The following is a 20,345-nucleotide window of genomic DNA, read 5'->3' on the forward strand; positions in this document are numbered from 1 at the left end:
TCTAGCATTGGACTTCTGATGTCGCTCAACGACCCCCAGTGGGGCAATCGTGGCAATGGCGACGGCCGCCGTCCCAACCAGGGACCTCCCGATCTGGAAGACCTGTGGCGCGATTTCAACCGCCGCCTGTCCGGCATGTTCGGCAAGAAGGGCGACGGCAAATTTGGCGGCGGCGATTCCGGCGGCCCCTCCGATTTCAATCCCAAGCTCTTCGGCGGCGGCATCGGCCTCCTGGCGGCCCTGGTGGCCGTGGTCTGGCTGGCCTCCGGCTTCTACATTGTCGATGCCTCCCAGCGCGGCGTGGTGCTGCAGTTCGGCAAGTTCAAGGAAACCACGGAACCGGGCCTGCGCTGGCGCCTGCCGTTCCCCATCGAATCCCACGAACTGGTGAATCTCACCGGCGTGCGCACCATCGAGGTGGGCTACCGGGGCAGCGAGAAGAACAAGGTGCTGAAAGAGGCGCTGATGCTGACCGATGATGAAAACATCATCAACATCCAGTTCGCCGTGCAGTACTACCTGAAGGACCCGGTCGAATACCTGTTCAACAACCGTCACGCCGACGAGGCCGTGATGCAGGCTTCGGAAACGGCCATCCGGGAAATCGTCGGCAAGAGCAAGATGGACTTCGTCCTCTACGAAGGCCGGGAGCAGGTGGCGGCCCAGGCGGCCAAGCTGATGCAGGACATCCTGGATCGCTACAACACCGGCATCCTCATTTCCAAGGTCACCATGCAGAATGCCCAGCCGCCGGAGCAGGTCCAGGCAGCCTTCGATGATGCGGTGAAGGCGGGCCAGGACCGGGAGCGGCAGAAGAACGAAGGCCAGGCCTACGCCAACGACGTCATCCCCCGGGCCAAGGGCACCTCTGCCCGCCTGTTGCAGGAAGCCGACGGCTACAAGCAGCGCATGATCGCCACCGCCGAGGGCGATGCCAGCCGCTTCAAGCAAATCCTCGTGGAATACGCCAAGGCACCCGAGGTGACGCGCCAGCGCCTCTATCTGGAAACCATGCAGCAGATCTACGCCAACACCTCCAAGATCATGGTGGATGCCAAGGGTGGCAACAACCTGCTCTACCTGCCCCTGGACAAGCTGATGGAAACCGTGGCGGCGCCCGGCCATGCCGGCGTCCCGGCCGCCCAGGCCGTTGAAAGCACCGTGAACCGGGGTGTGTCGATTTCCAATGACGTTCCGCCCCAGCTGGAAAAGAACGATGTACGTTCCCGTGACGCTTCCCTGCGTTCCCGGGATCGGGACGGCCGTTAAGGAGCCCCAGAGATGAAACAGAGCTTCGGTCTTATCGGCGGCCTGGTGGCCGCCATCGTGGTGGTGCTGGCCCTCAGCCTGTTCACCGTGGATCAGCGCCAGTACGCCGTGGTGCAGCAGCTGGGCGAGGTAAAGTCGGTCATCACCGAACCCGGCCTCAACTTCAAGTGGCCCCTGATCCAGAACGTCCGCTTCTTCGATCGCCGCATCCTGACCATGGATTCCCCGGAACCCGAGCGTTTCATCACCTCGGAAAAGAAGAACGTGCTGGTGGATTCCTACGTCAAGTGGCGCATCGTCGATCCCAAGCTGTACTACATCTCCGTCGGCGGCGACGAATCCCGGGCCCGTACCCGTCTCTCCCAGACCGTCAATGCGGGCCTGCGGGAAGAGTTCGGCAAGCGCACGGTGCATGACGTGGTCTCCGGCGAGCGGGACAAGATCATGGACGACATGCGGGAAAAGGCCGACCAGGATGCCCGCAAGATCGGTGTGCAGATCGTGGACGTGCGTCTGAAGCGCGTCGAGCTGCCCCAGGAAGTGAGCGAGTCCGTCTATCGCCGCATGGAGGCCGAGCGCAAGCGGGTGGCCAACGAACTGCGTTCCCAGGGCGCTGCCGAGGCCGAAAAGATCCGCGCCGACGCCGACCGCCAGCGCGAAGTGCTGGTGGCCGAAGCCTACCGGGATGCCCAGAAGATCAAGGGTGAGGGCGATGCCAAGGCTGCCGCCATCTACGGCCAGGCCTTCGGCCAGAATCCCGAGTTCTTCGCCTTCTACCGCAGCATGGAAGCCTATCGCTCCACCTTCAAGAGCAAGAGCGATGTCATGGTGCTGGAACCCAATTCCGATTTCTTCAAGTACATGAAGAACGTCGGCCGCAGCGGCAAGTAAAGTCGGCCGTCGTTCTGCCTATGGGCGATAATCTCCTCCTCGCCTTCGCGCTCATGCTGGTGCTCGAAGGCGTCGTTCCCTTTCTCGCGCCCCAGGCCTGGCGCGAGACGTTTCGCCGCCTCATCGCCATGAGCGACGGCCAGATCCGCTTCATCGGCCTCACCGCCATGATCGCGGGCCTCATACTGTTGATGATTTTCAAATGAACTGGTTGCTACCCGAATACCTGGCCGATGCCCTGCCGGCAGAGGCCGCCAAGATCGAGCGCCTGCGGCGCCAGACCCTGGACCTGTTCCGCTGCCATGGCTACGAACTGGTCATGCCGCCCCTGCTCGAGTACCTGGAATCCCTGCTCACCGGGTCCGGCCAGGACCTGCGCCTGAAGACCTTCAAGCTGGTGGACCAGCTGTCCGGCCGCACCATGGGCGTGCGTGCCGACATCACGCCCCAGGTGGCCCGCATCGACGCCCACCTGCTCAACCGCCAGGGCGTGGTCCGTCTCTGCTATTGCGACAGCGTGCTGCATACCCTGCCGGCGGCCACCGCCGGCACCCGGGAGCCGATCCAGATCGGCGCCGAGATTTACGGCCATGCCGGCGTCGAGGCCGACCTGGAGATCATCCGCCTGATGGCTGCCGCCCTGGAAGGGGCCGGCCTCTCCGCCGCCCGCCTCGATCTGAGCCATGTCGGCATCTTCCGCGCCATCGCCCAGGCCGCCGGCCTGCCGGCTGCGGCTGACGAGGAAGTGTTCGCCCTGCTGCAGGTCAAGGACATCCCCGGCCTGCAGGCCGCCTGTGCCGGCCTGCCCGAGCCCTACCGTTCCGCCCTGCTGCGCCTGCCCGACCTCTATGGCGACGCCGCCGTGCTGGCCAAGGCCCGGCAGCAGCTGCCCGACCTGCCGGCGGTGCACGCCGGCCTGGACCTGCTCTCGGCCCTGGCCGCCAAGGCCGGCGACCTGCCCATCGGTTTCGATCTGTCGGACCTGCGCGGCTATCATTACCACAACGGCGTCGTCTTCGCCGCCTACAGCCCCGGCTACGCCACCGCCCTGGCCCTGGGCGGCCGCTACGACGGCGCCGGCGAAGCCTTCGGCCGGGCCCGTCCCGCCACGGGGTTCTCCATGGATTTGCGCGAGGTGGCCCGCCTGGCCCCCGCCACCCAGGTTTCAAAAGCCATCCTGGCGCCCTACGGCGGCGAGGATGCCCAGCTGGCTGCCGCCATCGCCCGTCTGCGGGCCGAAGGCGAGGCCGTGGTGGAACTCCTGCCCGGCCAGGCCGGCAGCGAAGGTCTGCCCTGCGACCGCCGGCTGGTGCAGCAGGACGGCAAATGGATTATTGCAGCAATCAATAAGGACTAAGCAGTATGGCTAAGAACGTCGTGGTCGTCGGCACCCAGTGGGGCGACGAGGGGAAGGGAAAGATCGTCGATTGGCTGACGGACAACGCCCAGGGCGTGGTGCGTTTCCAGGGCGGGCACAATGCCGGCCACACCCTGGTGGTGGGCGAGCGCGAATACAAGCTGAACCTGGTGCCCTCCGGCATCGTGCGTGACGGCGTGCAGTGCTACATCGGCAACGGCGTGGTGCTGGACATCCAGCATCTGCTGGCCGAAATCAAGATTCTGGAAGAGGGCGGCCTGGACGTGCGTTCCCGCCTCAAGGTCAGCCCCGGCTGTCCCCTGATCCTGCCCTACCACTCCGCCATCGACAAGGCGCGGGAAGCCGCCAAGTGCGCCGACCAGAAGATCGGCACCACCGGCAAGGGCATCGGTCCGGCCTATGAAGACAAGGTGGCTCGCCGCGGCCTGCGGGTGTACGACCTGTTCAACCCGGAGCGCTTCGCTGCCAAGCTGAAGGAAGTGATGGAGTACCACAACTTCATCCTGACCAAGATGCTGGGTGCCGAGCCCGTTTCCTACGAAGCCGTGCTGGAACAGGCCCTGGCCAATGCGGAACAGATCAAGCCCCTGGTGGCCGACGTCTCCGCTGCCATCTACGAATCCAACAAGGCCGGCCAGAACCTGCTGTTCGAAGGAGCCCAGGGTACCCTGCTGGACATCGACCACGGCACCTATCCCTTCGTCACCTCCAGCAACTGCGTTGCCGGTCAGGCGGCAGCGGGCGCCGGCGTCGGCCCCGGCATGCTGCATTACGTGCTGGGCATCACCAAGGCCTACTGCACCCGCGTCGGCGGCGGTCCATTCCCCTCCGAGCTGGATATCGACACCGCCGGCTGTCCCGGCCATCAGATGTCTACCAAGGGCAAGGAATTCGGCACCGTCACCGGTCGCAAGCGCCGCTGTGGCTGGTTCGATGCCGCCGCCCTGCGCCGCTCCGCCCGCATCAACGGCGTCACCGGCCTGTGCATCACCAAGCTGGACGTGCTCGATGGCCTGGAAGAGCTGCACATCTGCACCGGCTACAAGCTGGACGGCAAGGTGCTGGACCTGCTGCCCATCGGTGCCGACGAAGTGGCCCGCTGCGAGCCCATCTACGAAACCATGCCCGGCTGGAAGGAAACCACCTTCGGCGCCAAGCGCTGGGAAGACCTGCCGGCCACGGCCCAGGCCTACCTGGACCGCATCCAGACCCTGTGCGAGATTCCCATCGACATCGTCTCCACCGGTCCGGAGCGGGACGAAACCATCCTCAAGCGGCATCCCTTTGCCGCCTGATCAAAAAAGCCGGCGTCAGAGCGCCGGCTTTTTTCTTTAACCTGAGTGTCGTCCTGATTGTCATCAACCCCCCTTAAGTTTGCCTGTAGCCAGTATCGACAGGATCATCCGTGCCTTGTCGCTGCAGGATGTGTGGCGTCCGGTATTGTCGGAAATGGGGAAGGTGGAGCGGGTGGGGAGCAGCGCTGGACCGGGAGCCGTTGCGGAAGCGGGGCCGGAAAAGCAAAAAGCCGAAAATCCTTGAAGAATTTTCGGCTTTGCCTGAACCTTGGTGCCCAGGAGAGGACTCGAACCTCCACAGTGTTGCCACCGCCAGGACCTGAACCTGGTGCGTCTACCAATTCCGCCACCTGGGCAGGTGTCGAAAAGAGCCCGCATTATAATGAAGCCTGCGGTACTACCGCAAGAGGAAAAATGATTAATTTTTTACCGTCGCTGCAGAACCCGATTTTTGCCATGGCTGTCGCCCCCATGCCGTCCTTGCGGATGGCAGGGCAGGGTGCGTCCCGGCTGGCGGGAATTGCGGTGGCTGGGGAAACCCGTGCAAACGGGAAGCAGAAAAACAAAAAGCCGGCAAAAGCCGGCTTGATGTCTGAAACCTGGTGCCCAGGAGAGGACTCGAACCTCCACAGTGTTGCCACCGCCAGGACCTGAACCTGGTGCGTCTACCAATTCCGCCACCTGGGCAGGTGTCGAAGAAGGCGCGATTATAAGGTAAATAAAGACCATGTCAACTAGAAAACTATCCAAAACCAGAAAAAACGATCCCTTCTTTGAAAGGGAGTGCCAAAAGTACGAGATTCCCCTGCCGTCCCGGGAATACACCATGCAGCTGCTGCAGGACCAGGGACGCCCCGTTTCCTTCGACCAGCTGGTGGCCCTGCTGGACATCAGCCGGGATGAGGAGGACCTCTTCCAGCGCCGTCTCAACGCCATGGAGCGGGACGGCCAGCTGCTGCGCAACCGCAAGAACTCCTACATCCTGCCGGAGAAGGCGGACCTGATTCCGGGCAAGGTGGAAGGCCATCCGGACGGCTTCGGCTTCGTCAAGCCGGACGACGGCAGCGACGACCTGTTCCTCGAGCCCAAGCAGATGGACAAGGTGCTGCACGGCGACCGGGTGCTGGTGCGCTGCATCGGCCTGGACCGCCGCGGCCGCCGCGAGGCCACCATCGTCGAGGTGCTGGAACGGGCCAACACCCGCCTGGTGGGCCGGCTCATGGAAGAGCACGGCATCCAGTTCGTGGTGGCCGAGAACAAGCGCATCAGCCAGGACATCCTGATTCCCCCCACCGCCATGACCGACAAGCGGGCCAAGCTCAAGGCCCGGCCCGGCAATGTGGTGATGGTGGAAATCCTGGAGCAGCCCTCCCGCTATTCCCAGCCCATCGGCCGCATTGTCGAGATTCTCGGCAACTATGCCGACCCGGGCATGGAAATCGAAATCGCCCTGCGCAAGCACGACCTGCCCTTCGAGTTTTCCAAGGAGGCCCAGGCCGAAAACAAGGCGGTGCCGGACAAGGTCAAGAAGAGCGACTTCAAGGGCCGCGAAGACCTGCGTCAGCTGCCCCTGGTGACCATCGACGGCGAGACCGCCCGGGACTTCGACGATGCGGTCTTCTGCGAGAAGGTGGGCCGGGGCTGGCGCCTGGTGGTGGCCATCGCCGACGTCTCCCATTACGTGCGTCCGGGCATGGCCCTGGACCAGGAGGCCTACGACCGGGGCAACTCGGTGTATTTCCCGCGGCGCGTCATTCCCATGCTGCCGGAGAAACTCTCCAACGGCATCTGCTCCCTCAACCCGGACGTGGAACGGCTGGCCATGGTGTGCGACATGAACATCAGCGCCACCGGCAGCATCGGCAAGTACCGCTTCTACCCGGCCGTGTTCCGCTCCCATGCCCGCCTCACCTACAACCAGGTGTGGGGCTGGCTGTCCGGCGAAAGCCAGCCGGAGAACGAGGTGCATCAGGCCCTGCAGCCCCACCTGCAGAACCTCTACAAGCTCTTCCAGGTGCTGCTCAAGGCGCGCAAGAAGCGGGGTGCCATCGACTTCGAGACGGTGGAAACCCAGATGCTGTTCAACGCCCAGGGCAAGATCGAGAACATCGTGCCGGTGGTGCGCAACGACGCCCACCGCCTGATCGAGGAATGCATGCTGGCGGCCAACGTCTGCGCCTCCGGCTTCCTGCATGAGCACAAGCAGGCCTGCCTGTACCGGGTGCACCAGGGTCCGACGCCGGAAAAGCTGGAGAACCTGCGGGCCTTCCTCGGCGAATTCGGCTTCTCCCTGGCCGGCGGCGACGAGCCCAAGGCCAAGGATTACGCCGAGCTGCTGGAGAAGATCCAGGGCCGTCCCGACACCCAGCTGCTGCAGACGGTGATGCTGCGCTCCCTGCGCCAGGCCCAGTACGCCCCGGAAAACCTGGGCCACTTCGGCCTGGCCTACGAGGCCTACACCCACTTCACCTCGCCCATCCGCCGCTATCCCGACCTGCTGGTGCATCGTGCCATCAAGGCCGTGCTGGCCGGCGAGACCTACAACCCGGGCAAGTGGGAAGACATCGGCCTGCATTGCTCCGGCACCGAGCGCCGGGCCGACGAGGCCACCCGGGACGTGGACAACTGGCTGAAGTGCTTCTACATGAAGGAGCGCATCGGTGAGGAATTCGAGGGCACCATCGCCGGCGTCGCCGCCTTCGGCATCTTCGTCGCCCTGGACGAGGTCTTCGTCGAAGGCATGGTGCACGTTTCCGAACTGGGCGAGGACTACTTCCACTTCGAGCCGGCCAAGCACCAGATGCTGGGCGAACGCAGCGGCAAGCGCTTCCGCCTCGGCGACCGCCTGCGGGTGAAGCTGGTGCGGGCCGACCTGGAGTCCGGCCGCATCGACTTCATCCTGGCCCAGGAAAAGAAGGATGGTCCGACCGGCGACGACGAGGTGGTGACCTGGCGCAAGAACACCACGGGCAAGCCAGCCCTGGGGGCTGCTGCTCCGCAAGGCAAGCCCCGTGCGGGTTCTGGCGGCGGCAAGCCCGGCAAGTCCGTCCCTGGCGGCAAAGCGGGCGGTCCGGGTCAGGGCGGTCATCGCGGCAAGAGTCCGGCCGCTGCCAAGACGGGCGCTCCCAAGCGGAGCGGCAAGGGCGGGGCGAAGGGCGGCAGCAAGTCCGCCAGCAGGGGCGGCGCCAACAACGGCGGCCGCAAGGGGCGCTAGGCCCCGTTGCCGTGTCTCAGGTCTGGCCGGCGAGTCCCGCCGGCAGGGCCTGGGCCCAGCCCAGCTCGGCCACCAGCCGGGCGAAATCGCCCTCCAGGGGCGCTTCCAGCAGCAGGGGGGCGCCGCTGGCCGGGTGTCTCACTTCCAGACGCAGGCAGGCCAGCAGCAGGCGCGGGCAGGCGAAGTGCTGGGCGAAGAAGCGGTTGTGCTTGCCCTTGCCGTAGGTGGCGTCGCCGATGATGGGATGGGCGATGTGCTTGAGATGGCGCCGCAGCTGGTGCTGCCGGCCGGTGGCCGGCTCCAGTTCAAGCAGGGCGTAGCGGCTGCTGGGATAGCGGTCCACCGCCAGCGGCAGTTCCACCGTGGCCAGGCGCCGGTAGCGGGTGAGGGCGGCCTGGGGCTCCCGGTTCATGCGCTCCCCCTGCCATTCCCCGTCGTCGAACTGGCGGCTGAGGGCATGGTCGATGACGCCGGCTTCCTCCGGATGGCCGCGCACCACCGCCACATAGGTCTTGTGCACCGTCTGGGCCTCGAACTGGCGCCCCAGTTCCCGGGCCATGTCGCTGCTGAGGGCGAACAGCAGCACGCCGGAAGTGCCCCGGTCCAGGCGATGGGCCGGGTAGACCCACTGGCCGATCTGGTCCCGCAGCAGCTGCACGGCGAAGCGGGTCTCGTGCCGGTCCACCAGGGAGCGGTGCACCAGCAGGCCCGGAGGCTTGTGGATGGCGATCAGGTGCTCGTCGCGGTAGATAATCGGCAGCATCCGCTCGGTTTTCCTCGGTAACGGTGGTGGCAAAGGGGAGGGGCATCCTAGCAGGAATTGCTGCCCGAGGGCTTCCCGCCGGCCTCCCGCCGGCCTCCCCGCATCCGCCGAAGGCCGCCCTGGCGCCCATCCCGCAGCTGTCTTGATGCGTATCAACGACGCCCCATTTCTTCCCGCGTTCAATGGCAGCCACGATCTCCAGGGAAGAAAAAATGTTCCGCATCTCCCAATTCATGGACGAGCTGGTGACCCCCAGCACCGTCGGCCCCCGCCGCAATCCTCCCGGGCCGGTGGTGATCTGGAACCTGGTGCGCCGCTGCAACCTCACCTGCAAGCACTGCTACTCCATCTCCGCCGACAAGGATTTTCCCGGCGAACTGAACACCGAGCAGGTGTTCTCCGTGATGGACGACCTCAAGTCCTTCCGCGTGCCGGTGCTGATCCTTTCCGGCGGCGAGCCTCTGCTGCGGCCGGACATCTTCGGCATCGCCCGCCGCGCCAAGGACATGGGCTTCTACGTCGGCCTTTCCTCCAACGGCACCCTCATCAGCGAAGCCAATATCGACGCCATCGCCGACATCGGCTTCGACTACGTGGGCGTCAGCCTGGACGGCATCAAGGAGACCCACGACAGGTTCCGCCGCCTGGAAGGGGCCTTCGACGCCTCCCTGGCCGGCATCCGCCTGTGCAAGGAGCGGGGCATCAAGGTGGGCGTGCGCTACACCATGACCCAGGACAACGCCCACGACCTGCCCGGCCTGCTCAAGCTGATCGAGGCCGAGGGCATCGACAAGTTCTACTTCTCCCACCTCAACTACGCCGGCCGGGGCAACAAGAACCGGGCCACCGACACCCATCACCTGGCCACCCGCCAGGCCATGGACCTGCTTCTGGACACCTGCTGGGACTACCGGCAGAAGGGTCTGCACAAGGAATTCGTCACCGGCAACAACGATGCCGACGGCGTGTACCTGCTGCGCTGGGTGGCCCGCCGCTTCCCGGACAAGGTTTCCCACATCCGCGCCAAGCTGGAGCAGTGGGGCGGCAACGCCAGCGGCGTCAATGTGGCCAACATCGACAACTTGGGCAATGTGCATCCGGACACCATGTGGTGGCACCACACCCTGGGCAACGTCAAGGAGCGGCCCTTCTCCACCTTGTGGAACGACCTCTCCGACCCCCTCATGGCCGGCCTCAAGCAGCACCCGCGGCCCGTGGAGGGGCGCTGCGGCGCCTGCGCCTACCTCAACATCTGCAACGGCAACACCCGGGTGCGGGCCCAGCAGCTGACCGGCAATCCCTGGGCCGAAGATCCGGCCTGCTATCTCAGCGACGAAGAAATCGGCGTCAAAAAGGTAACCGAGGTATCCCTATGAAAACCCGCGTCCAGGCCGCCAGGCGGCCGTCCTCCCTGGCCTTCTGGCTGCTTTCCGTACCTCTCGGTCTGGGGGCGTTGTGGCTGGCCAGCCGGCCGGCCCACGCCGCCGATGCCAACGCCCCGGCCCTGTTCCAGCAGCACTGCGCCGCCTGCCACGGTGCCGACCGCCTGGGAGGCATGGGCCCGGCCCTGCTGCCGGAAAACCTGGAACGGCTGAGAAAGACCGAAGCCCTCAAGACCATCAGGGAAGGGCGGGCCGCCACCCAGATGCCGGCCTTCAAGGACCAGCTGAGCGAGGCCGACATCGCCGCCCTGGCCGACTACGCCTACGCCCCGGTGAACCCCAAGCCCACCTGGACGGAGAAGGACATCCGGGCCTCCCGCATCCAGCACGTGGACGAGAAGACCCTCTCGCCCAAGCCCGTCTTCAAGGCCGACCCCATGAACCTCTTCGTGGTGGTGGAAGGGGGCGACCATCACGTCTCCATCCTCGACGGCGACAAGCTGGAGCCCATCCACCGCTTCCAGTCCCGCTACGCCCTCCACGGCGGGCCCAAGTTCTCCCCCGACGGCCGCTTCGTGTATTTCGCCTCCCGGGACGGCTGGCTGACCAAGTTCGACCTGTGGAACCTGAAGGTGGTGGCCGAGGTGCGGGCCGGCATCAACACCCGCAACGCCGCCGTTTCCGGCGACGGCAAGTACGTCATGGCCGCCAACTACCTGCCCCAGGATCTGGTGCTGTTCGACGCCGACCTCAACCTGATCAAGGTGATGGAGGCGAAGAGCGCCGACGGCAAGGAAAGCTCCCGGGTTTCCGCGGTGTACGACGCCGCCCCGCGCAAGAGCTTCGTCGCCGCCATGAAGGACATGCCCGAGGTCTGGGAAATCAGCTACGACCCGGAAGCCCATCCCATCTACGACGGCCTGGTGCACGACTACCAGTACAAGGAAGGGGTCTCGGTGCCCGGCTTCCTCAACCCCCGCCGCACCCGCCTCACCGATCCCCTGGACGATTTCTTCTTCGACCAGAGCTATTCCGAGGTGATGGGCACCAGCCGGGAAGGCAAGGGCCAGGTGGTGAACCTGGATGCCCGGCGCAAGGTCTCCGAACTGCAGCTCTCCGGCATGCCCCACCTGGGCTCCGGCATCACCTGGAACTGGCAGGGGCGCACCGTGATGGCCTCCACCAACCTCAAGGAAGGCAAGGTGACGGTGATCGACATGAAGGACTGGAAACCGGTGAAGGACATCGTCACCCGGGGAGCCGGCTTCTTCCTGCGCAGCCACGAGAACAGCCGCTACGCCTTCGTCGATTCCATGATGAGCCCGGCCAAGGACACCCTGCAGGTGATCGACAAGGACAAGCTGGAGATCGTCAAGGAACTCAAGCCCGTCCCCGGCAAGACCCTGGCCCACATCGAGTTCACCAAGGACGGCCGTTACGCCCTGGCCAGCCTGTGGGAAATGGACGGCGCCCTGATCATCTACGACGCCAGGACCCTGGAAGAGGTGAAGCGCCTGCCCATGAAGAAGCCGGTGGGCAAGTACAACGTGTGGAACAAGATCACCCGTTCCGAAGGCACCAGCCACTAGGCTGGGCTCGGTAGCCCGGGCCCCGTCGCTCGGGGTCCCGGCGGGCTTTCCTGCTGCCGCGATGGCGGTGGGGGTGGCCTGGGTAAGGAGTGATGGGAAGGGAACTGCCCGGCCGGGCAGCAGCGCCCTGGATGTGACCAGGGGAGGCAGGGGCCCGGTAACCCGGGCGCTGTTCCGTCAGAGCCGCTGCAACAGCTTTTCCAGGGCCCGGTGCACCGTTTCCGCCTTGAAGGGCTTGACGATGTAGCCCTGGATGCCGGTCTGGATCAGTTCCCGCACCCGGTTCTGGTCCGCTTCCACGGTGACCATGATCACCGGCATCTGGTGGCCCGCCGCCCGCAGGGCGCGGACGAACTGGCCGCCATCCATGACCGGCATGTTCCAGTCGCTGACGATGGCATCGATGCCGCCGGCCTGCACCATCTCCAGACCAGCCTGGCCGTGGGAGGCCTGCTTGACGGCAAAGCCCACCTCCTGGGCGATGGCGGTGAGGATGCCGCGCATGGACTCCACGTCGTCCACCACCAGGAGGGTCTTGGCTGCCATGGCCGGAGCAGACGCCGCCTAGAGGGCGGCGTTCTGGCTTTCGATGTAGGCGAACAGCTCGTCGTACATTTCCACCAGGGCATCCCGCTCGGCGCTGCCTTCGGTCCACTTGCGGGTGGCGGCCAGTTCCAGGGCCGCCCGTTCGGTGGCGGAGCGGCTGGCGATTTCCACCTGTTCGCCGTTGATGATGGCATTGACGTCGGCCCGGGCCTTCTGGGCCAGGGACACCATGCGCATGGAGGTTTCCATCCTGCCGGCACCCTGGCCGATGGTGCCCGCCAGTTCCTCCACCACGGAGGCGGAGCTGGCGGAGCCGGCCAGTTCCTGGCTGAAGGTGTCGGCGGTGCCGCGGGCGTCGGAGACGGCGCCTCCCAGTTCTTCCATGCGCCGGGAGACGTCTTCCATGGCGCCGGAAACGTCGCCGATGGCCTGGGTGATCTCCACCGCGGCCTTCTGGGACTGGTCGGCCAGCTTGCGCACCTCGTCGGCCACCACGGCAAAGCCGCGGCCCGTCTCGCCGGCCCGGGCCGCCTCGATGGCGGCGTTGAGGGCCAGCAGGTTGGTCTGCTTGGCGATGGCGTCGATGTGGCCGGTCAGCTGGCGGATGGCGTTGGTCTTGCCGTCCAGCTCGTGCAGGGCTTCGGCGCTGTGCTGGGCCGAGGTCTGGGCCTGACCGAGGGCGGCGGACATGGATTCGGCGGCGCCGGACATGGCGCCGGCGGATTCGGCGAAGGCCCGGGCCAGGGATTCGGCCTGGGCCGATTCCTGGGCCACGGTTTCCAGGGCCTCGCTGACCCGGCCGATGGCGGTGGACAGGCCCCGTTCCGAACGCAGGAATATCTTCGACAGCAGGGCCTCCCGGGCCACGGATTCCCGGGCCTCGTCGAGGCGGTCGAGCATGCCCTGCATCTGCTCCAGCACGTCGCGGAAGGTGCCGTGCAGGCCCGCGGTATGCAGGCGGCGCCAGGGGCGGCCCTGGGTCGAGGCAGCCATGGCGCCGAGCATCTCGCGGAAGGCGGTTTCGGTCTGGTCCAGGGCCGAGTTGATGCTGATGCGGATGGCGTCGAGCTGGGGATCGTCGATGCTGCGGGGCATGCGCTCCACCAGCAGGCCGTTCTGCACCTTGTCCATCAGGGCGTTCAGCTCTTTCAGGCGCTCCTGGCGGGAGGCGGCGGGCAGGACCAGCAGCAGGGCCGCCAGCAGCAGGGCCGGCAGGGCGTAGAGCGGGTCGAGGAAGGCCAGGCTGGCACCGGCCAGCACCAGGATCAGGAGCGGCCAGCGCCGCTTGTCAAAGTGAGAGAACCAGCTGTTCATAGCTCATTCCGGAAGATTGCAGGAGGTCGGTCAGCACCTTGGTGCCGGCGGCGATGGCGTCTTTGCTGCCGGCGGCCTTTTCGGCCGCCAGCATCTGCTGGTACACCGGCACGATCTTGTCGATGGCGCTGCGCCTGGGGCAGCGCCGCACCGAGTAGTAGCCGACGATGTCGCCCTTGGGGCCGAAGTCCGGGGTGATGTGGGCGAAGACCCAGTAGAAGCTGCCGTCCTTGGACATGTTCTTCACATAGGCGAAGATTTCCCGGCCCGACTTGAGGGTGTCCCACACCAGGTTGAAGGCAGCCCGGGGCATGTCCGGGTGGCGGATGATGTTGTGCTGGGTGCCCAGCAGCTCGGCTTCGCTGTAGCCGGAAAACTCGATGAAAATCTCGTTGCCGTAGGTGATGCGGCCGCTCAGGTCGGTCTTGCTGACGATGAAATCGTTGTCTCGCATGACCCGTTCCCGATTGGTGGGAACGATGGATTTATCCTTCATTTTTGTCTCGCTCCTCGTCTGGAAGAAGCTATACCTCCCGGGGCCGTAATCTACCTTGTGGCACGGGGATTGGAAAGCTTGCGGGGCCGATATTTGCCTTTTGCCGGGGCCCTGTCGGCAAATGTCCGGGGCAGGCTCTCCGGTTTGCCCCACAATGGCTTTCCAGGCGGTGCCCGCCCCCTTCGGCGGGAGCCTTTTTTGGCCTGGGGACGAAAGGTGCCAGGATCATGATCGAATCCATTTTGTTGACGGCAGTACGGGTATGCACTTTCGGCGCCGGCCGGGCCCTGACTAATGCCAGCGGCTTTTTCTTCGCCCCGGACGAGAGCCGCCTGTTTCTCGTCACCAGCCGCCATGTGCTGTGCGATGCCGCCAGCGGCCACCATCCGGAGCGCATCGAGATCGAGCTGCATACCGATCCGGCCAACCTGGCCGCCGCCACCGGCTTTTCCATTCCCCTCTACCGGGACGGCCGCAGCCTGTGGCGCCAGGGCGAGGACGGGGCCGGGGAGATCGACGTGGCGGCGATCGAGATCGAGCGGGCGGCCTTGCCGCCGACCACGCTCCATGCCGCCTTTACGCCGGCCCACCTGGCCGGCCGCCGGGACCGGGTGGAGGTGGGCAGTTCCCTGCTCATCGTCGGCTTCCCCCTGGGCTTCCACGACCAGCTGCACCACATGCCGGTGGCGCGCCAGGCGGTGGTGGCTTCGTCCTTCGGCCTGCGCTTCCAGGGCCAGGGCTATTTCCTCACCGACGCCCGCACCCACCGCGGCACCAGCGGCGCGCCGGTGGTGATGCGCCTGCCCGGCGACGACGGGAGCCGGGGCGAACTGCCCTGGCTGCTGCTGGGCGTGCATTCGGCCCGCCTCGATGCGGGCGGACGGGATGCGGAGGTGGACGAGGCCCTGGGCCTCAACTGCGCCTGGTATGCGGACATCCTCCTGACCCTGACCCGGGACTGAGTCGGGCGCGGCCTAGGGCGAAGCCAGACGCAGGGCTTCCACGTCGGGAATGTGGATGGTGCGGCCGTCCACCACCACCAGGCCGCGGCCTGCCAGGTCGTGCAGGATGCGGGAAAAGTGTTCCTGGGTCAGGTTGAGGCGGGAGGCGATGTTGCCCTTGCTGCTGGGCAGGCGCACCACGGCCTGGCGCGGACAGTTGCCGCTGCCGGCCTCCGGCGCCTCGGCGCCGCGCAGCAGGAAGCCGACGATGCGCTCCCAGCCGGACTGCAGGGAATAGGCTTCCACATCCACCACCCGGTGGTGCAGGCGGCGGGAGAGGCTGCTGATCATCTTGCGGCATAGCAGGGGGTCCTGGTCCATCTCGTGGAACAGCACCAGCTTGGAAATGTGCAGCAGGCGGGAGCGGGTCAGGGCCTGGGCGAAGAGGGCGTAGGGCTTTTCCATGAACATCACCGCCTCGCCGAAGGTCTGGCCCGGGTGGATCAGTTCCACCACCTTTTCGTTGCCCTGGTTGGAATTGAAGGCCAGCTTCACCTGTCCCGCCAGCAGCAGGTGGAAGCCGCGGCAGGGGTCGCCCTTGTGGAAAAGGATGTCGCCGCGGCCGGCCTCGACCTCGCGCACGCCCCGGGCCAGGCGCTCCAGGTCGGGCTCCTCCAGTTCGGCGAAGAGGCTGGTTTCCCGCAGCAGGGCGATGATGCGGGGATCGGGCGGGGTGCCCGAATCCGGGGGCAGGAGGCAGGTGCTGTTGTTCATGGGCTTACCTTCGTTTCCTGGGAGGCGGTGGGTCAGCGCGTCAGTTGGGCGTAAAGCAGGGGCAGGCGGCGGGGCAGTTCCTCCGGCTTGCGGATCACCGCGTAGCCGGCGGGGCCGAACAGGTGGGGCAGGTAGGAGGCCCCTTCCCGGTCGATGGTGACGCAGAAGGGCTGCAGGCCCAGCTTGCGCGCCTCGATGATGGCCATGCGGGTGTCCTCGATGCCGTAGCGGCCGTCATAGATATCCAGGTCGTTGGGCTTGCCGTCGGAGAGGATCAGCAGCACCCGGCGGCTGGCCGGCTGCCGCGCCAGCTGGCTGGAGGCATGGCGGATGGCGGCGCCGAGGCGGGTGTAGTAGCCGGGTTTGAGGGCCAGGATGCGGCCCCGGGCGGCGGCGTCGAACTTCTGGCCGAAATCCTTGAGGCGGGAGAAGCGCACCTGGCTGCGCTTCAAGGAGGAGAAGCCGCACAGGGCGAAGGCGTCGCCGGTGGCGCCCATGGCGGTGCCGAACAGCAGCAGGGCGTCCTTGACCACGTCGATGACCCGGGCCTCGTCGCTGACCCAGGTGTCGGTGGACAGGGAGAGGTCGGCCAGCACCAGGCAGGCCAGGTCCCGCTCCCGCTTTTCCAGGGAGAGGTAGAGGTTATCCGTGGGGTGGCCGCCGGTGGCCCGGTCGGCGTGGGCGCGCACTGCCGCATCCACGTCCAGTTCCTGGCCGTCGGGCTGGCCCTTGAGCCAGCGCCGGGCCGGCAGCAGGGCGGCGAACTGCTGGTGCAGGCGGCGGGCGGTGCGGGCGAGGCGCAAGGGCAGGGCGCTGTCGCTGGCGGCCTGGGGCGTCACTTCCAGCAGGCGCACATGCTCTTCCAGCAGCTGGCCCTTGCGGTAGTCCCATTCGGGCAGGGGAATGCCGTCGCCCAGGATCACGTCGTCCTCGGCGGCGGAGGGCAGGTCCAGGTCGAAGCGCACCTTGGAGGCCACCTTCTCGCTGTCGTCGGCCAGGGCCAGCTGGTCCAGGTCGTTGGCGGCGGCCACCGCGTCCTCGTTGGGGTCGTCGTCGGTGGGGCGGTTCACCTTCACGTATTCGCCCCAGCTGAAAATGCTCTCGGCCCGGAACATCATCAGCATGCCGTTCTTCTCCGTCGGCATTTCCACCCGCTCGGTCTGGTGGGCGCGCCGCTCCTCCTCTTCCTTCAGCTGCTGGCTGCCGGCCTGGTCCTCGGTGGGCGCCTCGCGGCTGGGCTGGGTGGCGCCGTGCGGCTCGGTGCCGAAGTCGCCCAGCCACAGCATCACCGGGCGGGAGGGCACGGGGGAGCGGGGCAGGGCATCGACGCTGCCCGGCTCCAGCAGGGCGCGGCGGATGGCCTCTTCCCGCGGCCGTTCGGCGGCGGGCAGGCTGTCGGGGTTGAGGCGCTGGGCCAGGTGGGCCTGCACCAGGCGCCGGTAGCGGGGCGCCAGGCCGGGCCAGCAGGCCAGGGCGCGTTGGGTGGCGGCCTGGTTGCGCCGGCAGGGATCGGCCTCGGCGGCGGCCCCGGGCTGCTGGCCGGCGGCGGCCAGGGCGGCCAGCCACAGGTAGAGGTCCCGGTTGAGGGCGGCGTCGGGGAAGGCGGCGATTTCCGGCGGCAGGCGCAGGGTGGCCAGATCCAGGGTGGCGGGAGTGGCCTTTTCGTCGCTGCCGGCAACCCGGGACAGCCAGCGGCGGCGGGCGCCGTGGCGCACTTCGACGGCGGCGGCGACGCGCAGGCCGGGGTCGCCGCCGAAGGCGCGGAAGAGGATGCCGGCGGTGCGTTCCACTTCCTTCAGCTTGACCGCCGCCTTGGGGTAGTGGTCGCCCGCGGCCTGGGTGATCCAGCGGTGCCAGAGTTTGCCGACGAATTCTTCCATGGCCGTTCCTTAATGGGCCGCCAGGGGCGCCGCGAGGGCCTGAGCGCCGGCCTGGGGCCCTTTATCCATGCGGTTCTTGGGGCGGTGCCTGGTCATGGCCGGTCCACCGCGGAAAATCCGGCCTCGTTCTGCCGCGCCGCCTCCGCCTCCACCCACTGCAGCAGGGGCGGCTGGCCCTGGCGGCCCTGGCTCTGGGCGCAGGCGTCCAGGCACTGGCCGCACTGGGTGCAGGCGAACATCATGCGTTTCAGGGTGCGGGGCTTGAGGCGCATGGGGCAGACGGCGTCGCAGGCCGATTGCCGGTCCGGCAGGCAGTCGGCGCATTCGGCCGTGCGCTGCCGGTTGAAGCCCACCACCAGGGCGTCCTTGTTGCCCATCCAGGCCAGGCTCTGGAACAGGCCGACGGCGCAGGCATAGCGGCAGAAGAGGTGGCGGGCGAAGAGGAATTCCAGGGAAATGACCGTGGTGGCGGCCGCGATGAAAATGAGCTGGTTGCGCGTCAGTTCCCCGTTGAAGATGTTGGCGTAAACCTCCATGGGCGGCAGCAGGTAGGTGAGGAAGACCACCGCCCAGACGAAGGCGAAGGCCACCGCCAGGGGCAGCACCGCCAGCCACCAGATCGGGCCCCGGGGCGCCGGGGTGCCGTCGGGGCGCCAGGGGGAGATGGGCTTCTTGTCCCACAGGCTGTGCTTGCCCGAGGCCCGGATCATCACCCGGTTGATGGTCTCCACCACGGAGAAGTGGGGGCACAGCCAGCCGCAGTAGAGGCGGCCCCATTTCCAGGCGGCCCAGAGGAAGACGGCGGCGCCGGCGAGAATGGGCAGGAACAGCCGGGTGAGGACGTTGAAGGCCGCTTCGCCGGCACCGATGCGGCCGGCCAGGAACTGGTCCAGGCCCAGGCGCCATTCGAAGGTGAGGAAGAGGGCGTGGCCGCGGGCCAGGTCGTAGCGGAACAGGTCGAACACCGGCGCCAGGGCAAAGAGGACGAAGAAGCCCATCTGGGCCGCCAGCCGTTGCCGCTGCACGCGCTGGTTGCCGGCCACGGCCTGGGCCGCCGGAATGATGGGAATGACGCGCTGGTTCATGGAAATGGGAAAGGCAGGGCCGTCAGGCCCGGGGCAGGCGCGGGCCGATCAGGGGGAAGCGCCAGGGCTGCCCGGCCATGGCGCTGGCCAGGCCGACGATGCCGCCCACCACCAGGGCCGAATGGACGCAGGTGAAATAGAGGATGACGGCGACCCAGGTCCATTCCCAGTTGAGGCCGCCCAGGGCGATGAAGCCGGCGGACAGGGTGACGATGAGCAGGCCGCCCCAGGCGCTGACCCAGAAGGTCTGCTGCAGGTGCTGGCGGGCCAGCAGGGGCGCCGTGCCGCCGTGGCGCCACCACAGCCAGGCCAGGGCGGCGAAGGCCAGGCCCGGCAGGGCCAGGAGATTGACCAGGAACAGGGCCTCGGCGGCGATGGCCAGGCCGGTGCCTTCCGGGTTGTCTGCAGGGGCGCTGGGGCTGGCCATGGCGGTAGGTCAGCGGCCGAAGGTGGCGTTGACGATTTCCATCAGGGCGCCGGCGGTTTCCACGTCGTCGGTGAGGCTTTCCACCATGGCGGCGCGGCAGGCGGTGACCGGGTCCATGCCGGCCTTCACCAGGGTGGCGGCGTAGACCAGCAGGCGGGTGCTGGCGGCTTCCTCCAGGTCCTGGTCCTTGAGGGTGCGCAGGGCCTGGGCGATGGCCACCAGGCGCTTGGCCAGGTCCTCGTCGCAGCCGGTTTCGCCGCGCAGGATGGCGATCTCCCGGGCGCTGCCGGGGAAGTCGAAGCGCAGGGAGACGAAGCGCTGCCGGGTGGAAGGCTTCATGCCCTTCATCAGGTTCTGGTAGCCCGGGTTGTAGGACACCACCAGCATGAAGGAATCCGGCGCCTCCAGCACCTCGCCGGTACGGTCGATGGGCAGGATGCGGCGGTCGTCGGCCAGGGGGTGCAGCACCACGGTGGTGTCCTTGCGCGCTTCCACCACCTCGTCCAGGTAGCAGATGCCGCCTTCGCGCACGGCCCGGGTGAGGGGGCCGTCGCACCACAGGGTCTTGCCTTCGCCGATGAGGTGGCGGCCCACCAGGTCGGCGGCGGTGAGGTCGTCGTGGCAGGCCACGGTGAACAGGGGCAGGCCCAGCTTGGCCGCCATGTGGGCGACGAAGCGGGTCTTGCCGCAGCCCGTGGGGCCCTTGATCAGGAGGGGCAGCCGGTTCTTCCAGGCGTGCTCGAAAATTTCCACTTCATCGGCGGCAGCGTCGTAGAAGGGCAGGGTGGCGGCCATGTCCATCAGGGCATTCCTTTCCAGTAGGCGATAGCAATGAGGCCGCAGACCAGGACCACCCAGCCGAGGGTGATGCCCTTCCACAGCAGGGGGGCGTGGCGCAGGCCCATGAAGTCGAGGATCACCGCCCGGCTCTTCAAGGCGGCGATGAGCAGCAGGCTGGCGACGGCGGCGGGGCCGCTGATGCCTTCCTCGCCGACGGTCCAGGTGGCCAGGGTGGCGGCGATCAGCAGCAGCCAGACGATGGTGCTGCGGCGGGTGCTGTAGGGGGCGGCGACGTGGGTCAGGTTGTCCATGGTTCCGTTC

General features: G+C 67.0%; 19 protein-coding genes and 2 tRNA genes. 9 read left to right on the forward strand and 12 right to left on the reverse strand.

Annotation, left to right across the window (positions count from 1 at the left end; all coding sequences use genetic code 11):
• The first annotated feature begins 18 nt into the window (after positions 1 to 18).
• The 5 genes from hflK to AZSP09_RS01090 are packed head-to-tail and all read left to right on the forward strand — an operon-like array spanning position 19 to position 4,833.
• Positions 19 to 1,269, forward strand: coding sequence for an FtsH protease activity modulator HflK (hflK, locus tag AZSP09_RS01070; RefSeq protein WP_043798355.1), 1,251 nt, complete (start codon positions 19 to 21; stop codon positions 1,267 to 1,269).
• Positions 1,270 to 1,281: 12 nt separating this feature from the next.
• On the forward strand, positions 1,282 to 2,160 hold the full coding sequence (gene hflC / locus AZSP09_RS01075) for a protease modulator HflC (protein ID WP_014238146.1): 879 nt from the start codon (positions 1,282 to 1,284) through the stop codon (positions 2,158 to 2,160).
• 20 nt (positions 2,161 to 2,180) lie between these two features.
• Complete coding sequence (locus AZSP09_RS01080) at positions 2,181 to 2,366, forward strand: DUF2065 domain-containing protein (RefSeq protein WP_014238145.1); 186 nt, start codon at positions 2,181 to 2,183, stop codon at positions 2,364 to 2,366.
• Entirely contained in the window at positions 2,363 to 3,517 is a 1,155-nt protein-coding gene (locus tag AZSP09_RS01085; RefSeq protein WP_152088911.1) for an ATP phosphoribosyltransferase regulatory subunit, read from the forward strand. The genes AZSP09_RS01080 and AZSP09_RS01085 overlap by 4 nt, the downstream gene beginning before the upstream one ends.
• 5 nt (positions 3,518 to 3,522) lie before the next feature.
• Positions 3,523 to 4,833, forward strand: a complete 1,311-nt coding sequence (locus AZSP09_RS01090) for an adenylosuccinate synthase (RefSeq protein ID WP_152088912.1) — start codon at positions 3,523 to 3,525, stop codon at positions 4,831 to 4,833.
• A 269-nt stretch (positions 4,834 to 5,102) separates the two neighbouring features.
• Here the strand turns inward: AZSP09_RS01090 and AZSP09_RS01095 are convergent.
• Together AZSP09_RS01095 and AZSP09_RS01100 are read right to left on the reverse strand one after the other, a co-directional pair.
• Positions 5,103 to 5,189 (reverse strand) — tRNA-Leu (locus tag AZSP09_RS01095).
• A gap of 244 nt (positions 5,190 to 5,433) precedes the next feature.
• Positions 5,434 to 5,520 (reverse strand) — tRNA-Leu (locus AZSP09_RS01100).
• Between the two features lie 139 nt (positions 5,521 to 5,659).
• Between AZSP09_RS01100 and rnr the strand changes: the two genes are divergently transcribed.
• Positions 5,660 to 8,047, forward strand: a complete 2,388-nt coding sequence (rnr, locus tag AZSP09_RS01105; protein ID WP_442858679.1) for a ribonuclease R — start codon at positions 5,660 to 5,662, stop codon at positions 8,045 to 8,047.
• A gap of 16 nt (positions 8,048 to 8,063) precedes the next feature.
• On the opposite strand, the gene AZSP09_RS01110 is transcribed toward rnr, so the two are convergent.
• Entirely contained in the window at positions 8,064 to 8,810 is a 747-nt protein-coding gene (locus AZSP09_RS01110) for a tRNA pseudouridine(65) synthase TruC (RefSeq protein WP_152088914.1), read from the reverse strand.
• A gap of 212 nt (positions 8,811 to 9,022) precedes the next feature.
• On the opposite strand from AZSP09_RS01110, the gene nirJ reads away from it, so the two are divergent.
• Both nirJ and AZSP09_RS01120 read left to right on the forward strand, forming a co-directional pair.
• A complete protein-coding gene (gene nirJ, locus AZSP09_RS01115) occupies positions 9,023 to 10,186 on the forward strand; it encodes a heme d1 biosynthesis radical SAM protein NirJ (protein ID WP_152088915.1) in 1,164 nt (387 codons plus the stop codon).
• Complete coding sequence (locus AZSP09_RS01120; protein WP_152088916.1) at positions 10,183 to 11,781, forward strand: cytochrome D1 domain-containing protein; 1,599 nt, start codon at positions 10,183 to 10,185, stop codon at positions 11,779 to 11,781. The genes nirJ and AZSP09_RS01120 overlap by 4 nt, the downstream gene beginning before the upstream one ends.
• A 177-nt stretch (positions 11,782 to 11,958) precedes the next feature.
• Here AZSP09_RS01120 and AZSP09_RS01125 read toward each other — a convergent pair whose 3' ends face one another.
• From AZSP09_RS01125 to AZSP09_RS01135, 3 genes are read right to left on the reverse strand one after another with little or no spacing between them, the layout of a single operon-like run.
• The gene (locus AZSP09_RS01125) at positions 11,959 to 12,327 is read right to left on the reverse strand and encodes a response regulator (RefSeq protein WP_014238138.1); all 369 of its coding nucleotides are present in this window, start codon (positions 12,325 to 12,327) and stop codon (positions 11,959 to 11,961) included.
• An 18-nt stretch (positions 12,328 to 12,345) separates the two neighbouring features.
• Positions 12,346 to 13,641 (reverse strand): methyl-accepting chemotaxis protein, encoded by a 1,296-nt coding sequence (locus tag AZSP09_RS01130; RefSeq protein ID WP_152088917.1) that lies wholly within the window; start codon positions 13,639 to 13,641, stop codon positions 12,346 to 12,348.
• A complete protein-coding gene (locus tag AZSP09_RS01135) occupies positions 13,616 to 14,137 on the reverse strand; it encodes a PAS domain-containing protein (protein WP_152088918.1) in 522 nt (173 codons plus the stop codon). The genes AZSP09_RS01130 and AZSP09_RS01135 overlap by 26 nt, the downstream gene beginning before the upstream one ends.
• 227 nt (positions 14,138 to 14,364) lie before the next feature.
• On the opposite strand from AZSP09_RS01135, the gene AZSP09_RS01140 reads away from it, so the two are divergent.
• Positions 14,365 to 15,099: a S1 family peptidase gene (locus AZSP09_RS01140; RefSeq protein WP_152088919.1), complete on the forward strand. Its 735-nt coding sequence runs from the start codon at positions 14,365 to 14,367 to the stop codon at positions 15,097 to 15,099.
• 12 nt (positions 15,100 to 15,111) lie between these two features.
• On the opposite strand, the gene AZSP09_RS01145 is transcribed toward AZSP09_RS01140, so the two are convergent.
• The 6 genes from AZSP09_RS01145 to AZSP09_RS01170 all read right to left on the reverse strand — a co-directional run bounded on the left by AZSP09_RS01145 (position 15,112) and on the right by AZSP09_RS01170 (position 20,335).
• The gene (locus AZSP09_RS01145) at positions 15,112 to 15,852 is read right to left on the reverse strand and encodes a Crp/Fnr family transcriptional regulator (protein WP_014238134.1); all 741 of its coding nucleotides are present in this window, start codon (positions 15,850 to 15,852) and stop codon (positions 15,112 to 15,114) included.
• Positions 15,853 to 15,884: 32 nt separating this feature from the next.
• Positions 15,885 to 17,732, reverse strand: coding sequence for a nitric oxide reductase activation protein NorD (locus tag AZSP09_RS01150; protein WP_152088920.1), 1,848 nt, complete (start codon positions 17,730 to 17,732; stop codon positions 15,885 to 15,887).
• Between the two features lie 92 nt (positions 17,733 to 17,824).
• Positions 17,825 to 18,817 (reverse strand): 4Fe-4S binding protein, encoded by a 993-nt coding sequence (locus tag AZSP09_RS01155; RefSeq protein ID WP_152088921.1) that lies wholly within the window; start codon positions 18,815 to 18,817, stop codon positions 17,825 to 17,827.
• A gap of 22 nt (positions 18,818 to 18,839) precedes the next feature.
• Positions 18,840 to 19,244, reverse strand: a complete 405-nt coding sequence (locus tag AZSP09_RS01160) for a hypothetical protein (protein WP_014238131.1) — start codon at positions 19,242 to 19,244, stop codon at positions 18,840 to 18,842.
• A gap of 9 nt (positions 19,245 to 19,253) precedes the next feature.
• Positions 19,254 to 20,045, reverse strand: coding sequence for a CbbQ/NirQ/NorQ/GpvN family protein (locus tag AZSP09_RS01165; protein ID WP_130458797.1), 792 nt, complete (start codon positions 20,043 to 20,045; stop codon positions 19,254 to 19,256).
• Complete coding sequence (locus AZSP09_RS01170; RefSeq protein ID WP_043799579.1) at positions 20,045 to 20,335, reverse strand: cytochrome C oxidase subunit IV family protein; 291 nt, start codon at positions 20,333 to 20,335, stop codon at positions 20,045 to 20,047. Before AZSP09_RS01170 ends, AZSP09_RS01165 begins: the two co-directional genes overlap by 1 nt.
• Positions 20,336 to 20,345: the final 10 nt, after the last annotated feature.

It is taken from the genome of Azospira sp. I09, assembly GCF_009177135.1.
GTDB classification, from domain to species: domain Bacteria; phylum Pseudomonadota; class Gammaproteobacteria; order Burkholderiales; family Rhodocyclaceae; genus Azospira; species Azospira oryzae.